Annotated in this window: 9 protein-coding genes and 2 tRNA genes; 6 read left to right on the top strand and 5 right to left on the bottom strand. The window is 43.7% G+C overall.

The features are described 5' to 3' along the window. Positions 1-360 precede the first annotated feature (360 nt). From AB5706_RS19550 to AB5706_RS19535, 4 genes are all read left to right on the top strand, one after another. Positions 361-433 (top strand) — tRNA-Val (locus AB5706_RS19550). An 18-nt stretch (positions 434-451) separates the two neighbouring features. Further along, positions 452-525 (top strand) — tRNA-Met (locus tag AB5706_RS19545). Positions 526-591: 66 nt separating this feature from the next. Continuing rightward, positions 592-1,284 (top strand): hypothetical protein, encoded by a 693-nt coding sequence (locus tag AB5706_RS19540; RefSeq protein WP_187565491.1) that lies wholly within the window; start codon positions 592-594, stop codon positions 1,282-1,284. Positions 1,285-1,336: 52 nt separating this feature from the next. Next, a complete protein-coding gene (locus AB5706_RS19535) occupies positions 1,337-2,884 on the top strand; it encodes a hypothetical protein (RefSeq protein WP_368366275.1) in 1,548 nt (515 codons plus the stop codon). A gap of 82 nt (positions 2,885-2,966) precedes the next feature. Here the strand turns inward: AB5706_RS19535 and AB5706_RS19530 are convergent, their stop codons facing one another. The 3 genes from AB5706_RS19530 to AB5706_RS19520 form a co-directional block, all read right to left on the bottom strand. Then, positions 2,967-4,115, bottom strand: coding sequence for a hypothetical protein (locus tag AB5706_RS19530; RefSeq protein WP_195699039.1), 1,149 nt, complete (start codon positions 4,113-4,115; stop codon positions 2,967-2,969). Then, the gene (locus tag AB5706_RS19525) at positions 4,108-4,617 is read right to left on the bottom strand and encodes a sigma-70 family RNA polymerase sigma factor (protein ID WP_118581320.1); all 510 of its coding nucleotides are present in this window, start codon (positions 4,615-4,617) and stop codon (positions 4,108-4,110) included. The genes AB5706_RS19530 and AB5706_RS19525 overlap by 8 nt, the downstream gene beginning before the upstream one ends. Before the next feature lie 263 nt (positions 4,618-4,880). After that, on the bottom strand, positions 4,881-8,678 hold the full coding sequence (locus AB5706_RS19520; RefSeq protein WP_368366274.1) for a phosphoribosylformylglycinamidine synthase: 3,798 nt from the start codon (positions 8,676-8,678) through the stop codon (positions 4,881-4,883). A 412-nt stretch (positions 8,679-9,090) separates the two neighbouring features. On the opposite strand from AB5706_RS19520, the gene AB5706_RS19515 reads away from it, so the two are divergent. Beyond that, positions 9,091-10,002 (top strand): LysR family transcriptional regulator, encoded by a 912-nt coding sequence (locus tag AB5706_RS19515; RefSeq protein WP_148461631.1) that lies wholly within the window; start codon positions 9,091-9,093, stop codon positions 10,000-10,002. Between the two features lie 78 nt (positions 10,003-10,080). Further along, positions 10,081-11,169 (top strand): class II aldolase/adducin family protein, encoded by a 1,089-nt coding sequence (locus tag AB5706_RS19510; RefSeq protein ID WP_148461632.1) that lies wholly within the window; start codon positions 10,081-10,083, stop codon positions 11,167-11,169. A gap of 115 nt (positions 11,170-11,284) precedes the next feature. Here AB5706_RS19510 and AB5706_RS19505 read toward each other — a convergent pair whose 3' ends face one another. Together AB5706_RS19505 and AB5706_RS19500 are read right to left on the bottom strand one after the other, a co-directional pair. Next, complete coding sequence (locus AB5706_RS19505) at positions 11,285-12,115, bottom strand: P-loop NTPase (RefSeq protein WP_148461633.1); 831 nt, start codon at positions 12,113-12,115, stop codon at positions 11,285-11,287. A 25-nt stretch (positions 12,116-12,140) separates the two neighbouring features. Continuing rightward, positions 12,141-12,434, bottom strand: a complete 294-nt coding sequence (locus AB5706_RS19500; protein ID WP_442973241.1) for a metal-sensing transcriptional repressor — start codon at positions 12,432-12,434, stop codon at positions 12,141-12,143. Between the last annotated feature and the right edge of the window lie 262 nt (positions 12,435-12,696).

Below are 12,696 nucleotides of genomic sequence, written 5' to 3'. Positions count from 1 at the left end.
ATAGGAAAAACAATTGTCAGCTGATCGCAATTATGATCTCAGGGCATGTTTGTGAGCTCTTTTTTATGAGACCATACGAATACACTGCGTCCGTTCTTTTTCTTCTTGCAGGTATCCGGTATGCTTTTGTTTGCTCTTCTTGTTTACAGACTCAGTATAACATCAATTCTCATTTTGGAAAGAACCTTACTTGCCAAATTGTTTTCCGCTTTTTGCAAATAAGGACCCAAAATAAATAGTAAAAAATATAATTCTAAATTTTTTGAAAAAAAGTAAAAAAAGTTGTTGACAATTTGCGACAGTTGATAGTATAATAGCAAAGCGAGCTGCGGAAGAGAAGATACTTCACAGTTTGTATATGGGGTCTTAGCTCAGCTGGGAGAGCATCTGCCTTACAAGCAGAGGGTCACAGGTTCGAGCCCTGTAGGCCCCATACTTATGAAATGAATATGGCGAGATAGCTCAGTTGGCTAGAGCACGCGGTTCATACCCGCGGTGTCGAGGGTTCGAATCCCCCTCTCGCTATTATAGATGTTGCAGATTGCAGCATCTTTTTTTTGCCATAATCATCTTACACAAAGGAGTAACTGTATGAACATCGACCCATCCATCCGTAAACTTCTTGATAATGAAACTACAATACACGAAGCTCAGATCCGCGCTTTGTTCCAGACTCTTGACCGCAGGTTTGGGCTTCGTGGAGCTTCTGTGCCTATCCGCTTTGGTTACGATGAGGCTGTACTTGGCTCTTATACACCTGCTTCTTCTCATGAAAAGGAAGGCTTCTATTTTTCCCTTCTGTTTATTGGTTATGCCGTAAAGAAGCCTCTTTCCAAAGAGGATCGCCTGGATCTTTATAAGCACGAATACGCCCATTATATGCAATACAATATGAAAATCCCGGCGCAGTATAACTGGCAGGCAGGAAAGCATGGGAGCGCCTGGAAATACTGCTGTTCTCTTGTGGGCGCCGCGCCTACTCCTTATTACAGAATCGGAGAAAGCCTTCTGAAGCACAATTATGACAAAGCTCTGAAAAACCCTATCCATGACAAGACAGTTCCCATCCGGGACACCTACCGCCGTGAACAGGCCTACAAAAGCGCCAAACATAGCGAAATAAAATTCCAGGTAAACGATGTGGTAACTCATCCCAAATTTGGGGAAGGTACTGTAGAGGAAATCGTACAACTGTCCAATTCCGTCAGACTGCATATCCGGTTTGCAGATGATGAGGTAAAAAAGATTGACCAGAAATGGCTGCTACGGTCTGGTCATAAATAGTTATATTTTTACAAAACCCAATAAACTTATCATATAAAAGGAGTAAAAAGCCATGAAAAAAAATCATCATCTACACCGGCAGATTCACCTCTGCCTCATCATTTTACTGCTTCTGTTTTGCAGTTCAAGCCAGGTATTTGCCGCAGCAAGGGTAAATGTGAAAAATACCAGGATTAAATTATCAGCCACAAAGCTTACTTATAATAAAAAGGTACAGCGTCCAAAAGTAAGAGTAACTTATAAAGGAAAAGTCTTGAAGGAAAAGAAAAACTATATTGTAAAGTACTCTAAAGGCTGCAAAAAAGTAGGAACTTACACGGTTCAGATTATTGGAAAAGGCACTTATACCGGCACTGCTAAAAAACAGTTTGTCATTTTACCGCCGAAAGCCCAGATAATGAATATCTATGCAAAAACAGCAGCTGCAACTGTAGTAGTAAAAAGACAAACCTCCCAGACCAGTGGTTACCAGCTGCGCTATGCCACTAATTCAAAACTAAAAAATGCAAAAACTATAACAGTCAAAGGTAACAAAAACAACACAATTTTTCTCAATGGCCTCCGTGCCGGGACTACATATTATATGCAAACCCGCACTTACATGACCGTTAAAGGAAAAAAATACTATTCCAAATGGTCTTCTACAGGCCATTGCACAACAAACAGAGAGACAAACAGTACCCACCAAAGTGCAACCCCTACACCTACACCAACGCCTACATCCACACCGGTTCCTACACCCACACCGATTTCCAAAGCTGATCTGCCTGCACACGACCAAAAAGAAAATGCACCAGCTAAATATACATATGAAATTTACGGTCTGGACAAACAGAAGGCAGATATTTACACCGATTGTCTCAAACCTCTTTTTATAAAGACAGACAATCCGGATCCGAACTCTTTTTCCTTGATTTTTAATGGAAATGACTCGCGGACCAGCGCATACAGAAGTGGTTCATCTCGTTTCTTTGATGATATTCCTTTAGAAAACAATGACTCAGAAACTACTTCATTAGAGAAAGTAAAAGGCGGTTATATCAAATACGTGAAATTTTTCGAAGCAGGAACCTACACTGTAGAATTCAGGGAATATTCATTATCAGGTTATACGGTTGCAAATACAGTGACATTAAATGTTCTGGATTATGATCAGGCAGAAAACGCATGGCTGATTGACATTATTAACAAAACTACAACTGCTGATATGACTCCTTTTGAAAAGATGGACGCTATAAGTGCCTACCTCAGAGAACCAGGCCGCTTTAAATATTTAACCAGATATAACGATCATACAGTCGATCTGGCAGCAGATCCCAATGAGCCATTTTTTGTAACTTACCGTTGGAACTCTAGCACATCACCGTCAGTTCTCGGTGAGTTCGCTGAATTAGTCGGTGGATTTGATGATATTCATTATTGCTTTGGTGATTATCCGGTTGGCTCTCCATCATGGTCCATATGGCATTATGTGGTAAAGCTTACTATAGGAAATGAGACGCGAAACTACGCCGTTTGCCCAATGGGCTCAACCGGCAACATTGAAGAAATCAAAATGATTGATTTTTCCGATCTGAGCAATATGCGAAAGTTCGGATAATCTTAATTTAACAAATCAAATAAGTCCCCATCCCACTGTTTTAATTGCAAAAAACAGTGAATGGGGATTTTTTTCGATTATTCTATTTCTTAAGCTTCATTTTTACCGGCTCATACGTGGTATTCGTTTCATAGTCATATCCCCGTATTCCGATTTCGTCGGCAAGGTCCGTTTTCTGATAGCTTCTCTGGAAGGTGGCTTCTTTTCCAACCTCTGCCACCTCTGAACCACCGCCAAGGTCGGAAAGCTGCCACAGATTTCCATTCAGATCCATTACGTCAAGGGAAATACTGTCGCACTCTTCTAAGAAGATGCAATGGATTGTGACGTAATCGCCCACTTCTGTTTCTTCTATATCTGCGGACAGGATCTTTACTTTTCCAGCTGCAGTTATCCCTTCACCATCCACAGGCACATAGGTCATACTTTTCCCCTGGCTCTTATCTTCCAGCTGGAAAGTAATATTTGTACGCATCACATCATCAACGCACTTAGCATCCGGAAGCGTGGCAGTTCCGATGCAGGAAATGGTAAGATTCTTACTCTCATTTGTCTTTACCGCGGAAGAATAGAAATCTACTACATCATCTTCCAGATTTCGATAATCTCCCACTGCTGTTTCAATGCCAAGATCTGAATCAAAATCAAAGCTGGCTCCAACCTTTACGATGATCAGCCCTTTTTCTGCGGCATATTCTCCTATTGTCTTGTCGCTTTCAATTCCAAGATTTCTTACAGGATCCTCATTCATGGTGTCTTGTCCTGCCAGAAGATATTTGCCTCTTTCTTTCGCTGTGACTTCCACCACCACCTGGACACTGTTCTTATCACATAGGGCTTCCTTCACGGTGTAAGTGAGAATGGAATCGCCATCTTCCTGCTGCACCGGATCTTTTTCAATCAGCCCCTTGGCTTCTTCCGGCATCTTATTTCCAACTTCCTGAAAAAAACCGGAAATTCCTATATACTTCTCTGCTGCAAAAACAGTGGCACCAAATGCCATCACTGCCGCAAATGTCAGGATTAAACTGCGCTTCCAGTTTTTCCGTGTACCAATTTTTCCCATTCTGTCAGTGCCATTTATTACTTTTCCCGTTTTTTCTTCTTTCTGATACCCTCTATCGGACTCTGCCGAATTCTCTATCATTTCCAATGTCTCATCTACACGCCTGCGCACACATTCCGGCACTTCTGTTTCTTCTGAAAAAACATCAAACAATTTATCATCCATGAATATATCCTCCTTCATACTCTGCACGAAGCTGTTTTCTGGCTCTGGAGAGCCTTGTAAGCACTGTATTCTGGCTGATTTCCAGAAGAGCGGCAATTTCCTTTACACTAAGGGATTTGCTGTAATACAAAAGCATCACCACCTGGTACTTCTCTTCCAGGGATGCCAGGATTTCCTTCCACTCACAATCTACATAGCCTGATTCCTCGAAGATTCCCTCTTCCATTTCCATCGTAGGAAAAACACGGCCTTTATGCCGAAGCATTTCATTGCAGTTATTGATCAGAATCCGAATCATCCAGGTTTTGAAGTAAGAATCCTTTTTTAAAGTGGAAAGCTTCTCATAACACTTTAAAATCGTTTCCTGTATGGCATCTGCCACATCTTCGTCATTCTTCAGATAGGCCCAGGCTACTTTATACATGCTCTGGGTATTCATCCGGATGAGCTGTGCAAATGCACCGGAATCTCCGGATTTTGCCTTTTTCACCAAATTTTCCATAAGGTTTTTCGCTCCTTTTTGTGTTCTGCAGTACACGAAATTAATTGCTGTATTTCCTTTTACATACATTAGATGGAAATAGCCTGGAAAATATTTCATTAAAATTATTAAATATAGCGCAAGAACTATATTGATGGCAATGCATCTGCGATGACGAAAATCAAAGTAATGAAGATACAAAAAATATCCTGGATAAGTTACAATGCGGAAAAAGCTTTGTACTTACCAGGATATTTCTTTTTTAACGTTTTATTTGCAACGTTTTATTTGAAGTACTCAACACCGGACTCAAAGATCTGAATATCCTGCTGTCCATAGATGTTGATTGCAACGCCATTGTCGCGGCGCTCGCTATGTGCCATCTTACCGAGAACACGTCCATCCGGGCTTGTGATACCCTCAATGTTATAGGTAGATCCGTTGATATTGGATTCTTCGGACTGATCCAGCTCTCCGTTTGGATTTACATACTGGGTAGCTACCTGACCGTTTGCAAGGAGCTTAGCAAGCCATTCATCGTTTGCTACGAAGCGTCCCTCACCGTGGGAAGCCGGGTTGCAGTATACACCGCCAAGTGTGGCTTTCTGCAACCATGGAGACTTGTTGCTTACAACCTTTGTGTAAACCATCTTGGAAATATGACGTCCGATGGTGTTATAGGTCAGTGTAGGAGAATCCTCTTTCTGTCCGCAGATCTCACCGTATGGAACAAGTCCCAGCTTGATCAGCGCCTGGAATCCGTTACAGATACCAAGTGCAAGACCATCTCTCTCATTTAACAGCTTCATAACTGCCTCTTTGATCTTTGCATTCTGGAAGGCAGTTGCAAAGAATTTCGCAGAACCGTCTGGCTCATCACCAGCGGAGAAACCGCCTGGGAACATGATCATCTGTGCCTGATCAATGGATTTCTCAAATATTTCCACAGAATCACGGATATCCTCTGCACTTAAGTTCTTAAATACCTTAACGTCTACCTCAGCTCCGGCTCTCTCGAATGCCTTTGTACTGTCGTACTCACAGTTTGTTCCCGGGAATACAGGAATGAATACACGTGGTTTTGCTACTTTATGCTTGCAAACATAAATGTTCTTAGTATTGTAAACACCATTCTCATAGGTTGCTTCTGGATCTGCTGTCTTTACAGCCATGGCAACTGGTCCGTCATTTTCTTCGCCGGAGGTTGTCTTGAATACTTTCTCCAGAGTGCCTGTCCATGCCTTGTAAGCCTCATCCAGAGTGATCTCAGCGTTTCCGTAGGAGAATTTACCATCAGCTGTTACTTCACCGATCACGGTGTATGTGATGGAAAGCTGACCAACCTTTTCAGCCGGAACTTCCAGAACCAGATCGCCGAAGCCTGGTGCAAAGAAGTCTCTTGTATCCAGGCTATGCTCAATCTTCACGCCCATTGCATTTCCAAATGCCATCTTGCTGACAGCTGCAGCAATACCGTGACGGTCAAGTGCATAAGCGGAAACCACTTTTCCAGCCTGCATATCATTGTGAAGCTTCTCATACTGCTCCATAATGCCTGTATAGTCTGGTAAATCGTACTGATCCTTGGGTGCACGAAGCCATACCAGTTTATTTCCAGCCTTTTTCAGCTCTGGTGTGATCACATCCTGAAGCTTGGCAACATCCACTGCAAAGGAAACCAGTGTTGGCGGAACATCAATGTCATTGAAGGTTCCGGACATACTGTCCTTACCACCGATAGACGGAAGACCGAATCCCATCTGTGCTGCATAAGCACCAAGAAGTGCTGCAAATGGCTGGCTCCATCTCTTTGGATCCTCTGTCATACGACGGAAGTATTCCTGGAAGGTGAAACGGATCTTCTTATAATCACCGCCTGCTGCCACGATTCTTGCAACAGATTCTGTCACTGCATAAGCAGCTCCGTGATATGGGCTCCAGGAAGATAAGTATGGATCAAAGCCATAGCTCATCATGGTTACTGTATTGGTAGTTCCATTCTGTACCGGTACCTTGGCAACCATTGCCTGAGTCTCTGTAAGCTGGTTTTTACCGCCATAAGGCATGAGAACGCTTCCTGCACCAATGGAGCTGTCAAACATCTCTACAAGGCCCTTCTGGGAGCATACATTTAAGTCTGCCAGTGTGGAAAGCCATTTTTCTCTTACATCCGCTACGTCCGGACGCTCTTCAAAAAGGTTGCCCTCTTTATTCGGGATTTCAACTTCTACGGTTGTCTCCTGATGTGCACCGTTGGTATCAAGGAATGCACGGGAAATATTTACAACCTCTTTTCCTCTCCAGGAAAGCACCAGTCTTGGCTCTTTTGTTACAACTGCAACCGGAACTGCCTCCAGGTTCTCTTCGTTTGCAAAACCAAGGAATTTCTCTACGTCTTCCGGAGCAACAACAACTGCCATACGCTCCTGGGACTCGGAAATTGCAATCTCAGTACCGTCAAGACCTGCATATTTCTTCGGAACTTTGTCAAGGTCGATCTGAAGACCAGGTGCCAGCTCTCCGATTGCTACGGATACACCGCCTGCACCGAAGTCGTTACATTTCTTAATGATATAGCTGACTTCCTCACGACGGAACATACGCTGGATCTTACGCTCTGTAGGTGCATTTCCTTTCTGTACCTCAGCGCCGCAGACCTCGATAGAAGCCTCTGTATGTACTTTGGAGGAACCGGTAGCACCACCGATACCGTCACGTCCGGTACGTCCGCCAAGAAGGATGATGATATCTCCCGGATCAGAGTTCTCACGGATAACTGCACGTCTTGGAGCAGCACCCATAACTGCACCGATTTCCATACGTTTTGCAACGTAATTCGGATGATAGATTTCTTTTACATAGCCGGTAGCAAGACCGATCTGGTTACCGTAGGAGCTGTAGCCGTGAGCTGCACCACGAACCAGTTTCTTCTGCGGAAGCTTGCCTTTCAGAGTCTCTTTTACGGAAACAGTAGGATCTGCTGCTCCTGTTACACGCATTGCCTGATATACATAAGTACGTCCGGAAAGCGGGTCACGGATTGCACCGCCAAGGCAGGTAGCTGCGCCACCAAATGGCTCAATCTCAGTAGGATGGTTGTGTGTCTCATTCTTGAAGTTGATCAGCCATTCCTCTTCTTTTCCATTTACATCAACCGGCACTACAATACTGCAGGCATTGATCTCGTCGGACTCCTCCTGATCCTGAAGCTTGCCTTCGGATTTCAGTTTCTTCATAGCCATAAGAGCAAGATCCATCAGGCAGACGAATTTGTCGTCTCGTCCCTTATAAAGGACTTCTCTGTCGGAAAGATATCTGTTATAGGTATCAACGATAGGAGTTTTATAATCACCCTCATCAAATTTCACCTGTGTAAGCTCAGTGGAGAATGTGGTATGACGGCAATGGTCAGACCAGTAAGTATCCAGAACACGGATCTCGGTCATGGACGGATCACGTTTCTCCTCGTTCTTGAAATAGTTCTGGATATGAAGGAAATCCTTGAATGTCATAGCAAGGTTCAGGGAGCTGTAAAGCTCCCTCAATGGTGCTTCATCCATATCGCGGAAGCCATCGAAAATCTTAACATCTTCCGGGTCCTTGAACTCTGTAACCAGTGTCTCCGGCTTCTGAAGGCCTGTCTCACGGGAATCTACAGGGTTAATGCAGTGATTCTTGATTGCCTCGAATTCTTCCTCTGTAATGTCACCTTCGATCACATAGGTAGTGGCAGAGCGGATGATCGGCTGTGCATTTTCATCCAGGAACTGCACGCACTGAACAGCGGAATCTGCTCTCTGGTCAAACTGACCAGGAAGGAATTCTACGGAAAAAACATGTGCGCCATCTGCTGCCTCGAATTTCTCCAGATAAAGATCATCTACCGGCGGCTCGGCAAATACGGTATGGCATGCTTTCTCAAATACATCATCGGAAATATTCTCTACGTCATAGCGGATCAGTTCCCGCACGTTTGTTACAGTCTGAATGCCCAGATAAGAGCTGATCTCATGCTTCAGTTCTTTGGCTTTTACGGCAAAGGATGGTTTCTTTTCTACGTATACTCGTCTTACGTTACTCATTGGAAAACTCCTTTCGTGAATGTGAAATCATAGTGTGGTGTGCTTTTTCATTTTGAAAAAATATGGATGACTGCGCAAAACTGCAGCCATTCTTGCACATTTTCGTTTATTATAGTATCATAGGTTTTGTCATAAGTAAAATTAATATATCTTATATTTTTTATTACTATTACTTCTATATGTAAATAAACATGGCTCATCAGTCATGGCAGAGTTTGAGTTACTGTTCACTGACAATATTCCGCGAGGTTTTTTTTGTGAACAAAGTTCACAGAAAACCCGAGAATTAAGTTTGCGCAGCAAACGCTACTTCTTGTGCTTGTCACAAGAAGGTTCGTCTTTCTGTGCATCGCGAAGCGTGTTACTGGTCACGGAGTGGACAGTAACGAGTTTGATTTTGGAGGATTTATATATGGATATCAATCTTGAATTATACAAATGCTTTTACTACGTTGCCACCACCTTAAGCTTCTCTGAAGCCTCCCGCCAGCTGTTCATTTCCCAGTCTGCAGTAAGCCAGGGAATCAAGACTCTGGAAAAAAAGCTGGGACGGGAACTGTTTTTCCGAAGCACCAAGAAGGTTTCCCTTACCCCAGAGGGAGAAATACTTTTCCAACATGTTAAACCAGCCCTGGAAATGCTTTCCCAGGGAGAGGCACAGCTTCTTGAGGAAGACAGACTTCAGGGGCAGCTTCGGATAGGGGCAAGCGATACCATCTGCCGGTACTTTCTGATTGACTACCTGAAGCGCTTTCATCAGGATTATCCTGGAGTGCGGATCAAGGTCACAAACAGCACCTCCATGGGCTGCGTGGAGCTTCTGGAAAACCGTCAGGTGGATCTGATCGTAAGCAATCTTCCCAATTCCCGGCTTACCGCACACACAAAAGTACAGGTGGTAAAAGAATTTCGGGATATTTTTGTTGCCAATCCGGACTTCTTTCCACTTGAAGGAAAAGCCCTGGAAATAAAGAAGCTGATGGAATATCCTCTTCTCACCCTTTCGTCCAAAAGCACAACAAGTGAATATCTTCATCAGTTTTTTGCATCCCACAGACAGAATCTGATTCCGGAGGTTGAGCTTAACAGCAATGATCTGCTTATTGATCTGGCACGCATTGGTCTTGGAATTGCCTGTGTTCCGGATTACATGCTGGCTTCTTTACGGGGACAGGAAACCTCTCTGATAGAGGTCAGCCTGAAGCAGCAGCTTCCGCCCAGACAATTGGCCCTTGTATATCACGAAAGCCTTCCCTTATCCCAGGCTGCCCAGAAGTTTTTTGACTATTTTTCATCAAAAAGCACAAAAACTACTTCTTTTTAGCATATTTTGATAGCTAAATATTACCATATCATGTACAATGTAGATGTATGAAAAAAACAATGGGAGGTATTAAATTTTATGGATCTTTCAACTTTGGTAAAAATGTCAAACACTTACGGAAGCAATCCTGCTTACGTTCTTGCAGGCGGTGGAAATACTTCTGTCAAAGATGAAACCACACTGTATGTAAAGGGTTCCGGTACACAGCTTGCCACCATTAAGGCAGAGGAATTCGTTGAGATGAGCCGCGCCCGTCTCAATGAGATCATGAAAACAGAGTATCCGGGAAATGACACAGAGCGTGAAGCTGCCTATCTTGCAGATGTAATGGCGGCAGTAACAGATGCAGATAAGACCAAGCGTCCAAGCGTGGAAGCATTACTCCACAATTTATTTGCATATACCTATGTACTGCATGTTCATCCTACTCTTGTAAACGGTCTGACCTGCGGCAATGGCGCAAAGGCACTTTCCGAGCAGCTTCTTGGAAAAGAGGTTCTCTGGATCGACATCTGTAAACCAGGATACACTCTTGCACGTATCTGTTATGAGAAAATGAACGCTTATAAAGAAGAATTTGGAAAAGATGTTCAGGTTCTTCTGCTTCAGAATCACGGTATTTTCGTAGCTGCAAATACCGTAGAAGAGATTGGTGTTTTATTTGATGGCGTGATCTCCACCCTTGAAAAACAGGTAAAACGAACAGCTGACGTCAGCGATGCTGTTACCCCGGAAAAAGAGGCTGCTGCACAGAAGCTTTCCCAGCTGCTCGGACATGCTGTAGAGGTTGTACCGGCTGCTGAAGTAGATAATTTTGTAAAAAATAAAGAAGCTGCCGCACCGCTTCTGAAGCCTTTCACTCCTGATCACATTGTATATTGCGGTCCATATCCGTTATTTATTGAAAACATTGATCAGGCAAAAGAAGCACTGGATGCGTTTATGACTGAAAATGATAAAAAGCCAAGACTGATCCTGGTTCAGGGCGTTGGTGCATTTATTATGGAAGATGACAAGGGGAAAGCTGCCAAGGCCCAGCTTCTGGCTAAGGATGCCATCAAGCTTGCAGTCTATGCAGAAAGCTTCGGCGGTCCGCTTCAGATGACAGATGAGATCACTTATTTCATTACCCATTGGGAAGCAGAAGCTTACCGCAGTAAGAAATAAAGAAAAGAAAAAGATTCTGGTAAAAACAGGATGTTACAATCTTGTTTTTACACAGAATCTTTTTTGCAAATTATATGCCACAATTTGTGTGATTTTCTATAGTGTTCTCAGCCTCTTACTGTGGCATAACCCCATCTGCTGCTTCGATATACGGATTATCGATCTCATCAAAGGCGCCCTCGTCAACCTTGGCTGCATAGGCCGGGTCGATTGGCATTTTGCCAAGAACCGGAACATTCAGGGATGCGGCGATCTCGTCAATGTGACTTTCGCCGAATACTTTCAGCTCTTTGCCGCAGTTTGGACATTTCACATAGCTGTAGTTCTCTACAAGACCCAGAACCGGCATCTTCATCATTCCAGCCATATTGTATGCCTTCTTCACGATCATGCTTACAAGATCCTGTGGAGAGGTTACGATCACGATTCCCTGGATCGGAAGGGACTGGAATACAGTCAGCGGAACGTCGCCTGTTCCTGGTGGCATATCTACGAACAGGTAATCTACATCACCCCAGATAACATCTGTCCAGAACTGTTTTACCATGTTGCCAAGAATCGGTCCCCGCCAGATTACCGGAGTGTCCTCAGTTGGAAGAAGCAGGTTAATGGACATAACCTTGATTCCGTTTTTGGTCTCCATAGGGAAAATACCGCTGTCGTTTGCCTGGGCAGCACCTTTCAGGCCGTACATTTTCGGAATGGATGGTCCGGTAATGTCTGCGTCAAGGATTCCTACTTTATAGCCTTTCTTTGCCATTCTGTTTGCAAGAGATGCTGTCACGAAGGATTTTCCAACGCCGCCTTTACCACTTACAATACCGATTACATGCTTTACATTTGACATTGCATTCATTGCTGCCTGCATGCTCTGCGGATTTTTCTTGCTGGCACAGCCTTCACAGCTTGATTTGTCGCAAGTCTTGCTGTCACATTCTTTTGCCATTTTTATCTATCTCCTTTTTCCTTATTTATTTCATAAACCTGTCAATTGCACGTTCCAGTTCCTTGATGGCGTCCTTGTCTCCATGCTCTACCGCATCCACAATACAGTGTTCAATGTGATCCTGTAAAATAATCTTGCCTGTATTATTAATAGCAGATTTCACTGCGGAAAGCTGGATCAGCACTTCGCTGCAGTCCCGGCCGTCTTCCACCATACGTTTGATGGATTCCAGGTGCCCGATTGCACGGGAAAGCCGGTTCAGTACAGCCTTGGTCTGTGCATGACTGTGGTGATGTCCGTGTTCTCCATGGGAATGCATGACAGTGGTGCCATCTTCCAGAACATGGGTATGCATATGCTCTTCCTCGCCTTCATGCAGGTGGTTCTCTAAATGTTTTTCTATCATGTCATCCTCCTGTTTTTGCCAACCATTTCGCATATCCAACAGTGTTCTGTGGATGGTTTCTGACTGGTGTAATTCTTTTGAAGCACGTCTGTTTATTATAACATACTTCCCTTAAATATGCACTATTTCTGATGATTGTATTAAAAAATATGCCTTAAGATCATTGCTATGAGCA

Origin of the sequence: Ruminococcus sp. RTP21484sp1_RTP21277st1_D2_RTP21277_210401, assembly GCF_040924225.1 — a bacterium.
Lineage (GTDB): Bacteria > Bacillota > Clostridia > Lachnospirales > Lachnospiraceae > Blautia_A > Blautia_A faecis.
This window is presented reverse-complemented; position numbering and strand designations above follow the sequence as displayed.

Coding starts and splice junctions, on each gene's coding strand:
- AB5706_RS19505 (WP_148461633.1), bottom strand. CDS start 12,115: ATGGCAAAAGAATGTGACAGCAAGACTTGCGACAAATCAAGCTGTGAA.
- AB5706_RS19520 (WP_368366274.1), bottom strand. CDS start 8,678: ATGAGTAACGTAAGACGAGTATACGTAGAAAAGAAACCATCCTTTGCC.
- AB5706_RS19510 (WP_148461632.1), top strand. CDS start 10,081: ATGGATCTTTCAACTTTGGTAAAAATGTCAAACACTTACGGAAGCAAT.
- AB5706_RS19525 (WP_118581320.1), bottom strand. CDS start 4,617: ATGGAAAATTTGGTGAAAAAGGCAAAATCCGGAGATTCCGGTGCATTT.
- AB5706_RS19530 (WP_195699039.1), bottom strand. CDS start 4,115: ATGGATGATAAATTGTTTGATGTTTTTTCAGAAGAAACAGAAGTGCCG.
- AB5706_RS19540 (WP_187565491.1), top strand. CDS start 592: ATGAACATCGACCCATCCATCCGTAAACTTCTTGATAATGAAACTACA.
- AB5706_RS19535 (WP_368366275.1), top strand. CDS start 1,337: ATGAAAAAAAATCATCATCTACACCGGCAGATTCACCTCTGCCTCATC.
- AB5706_RS19515 (WP_148461631.1), top strand. CDS start 9,091: ATGGATATCAATCTTGAATTATACAAATGCTTTTACTACGTTGCCACC.
- AB5706_RS19500 (WP_442973241.1), bottom strand. CDS start 12,434: ATGCATTCCCATGGAGAACACGGACATCACCACAGTCATGCACAGACC.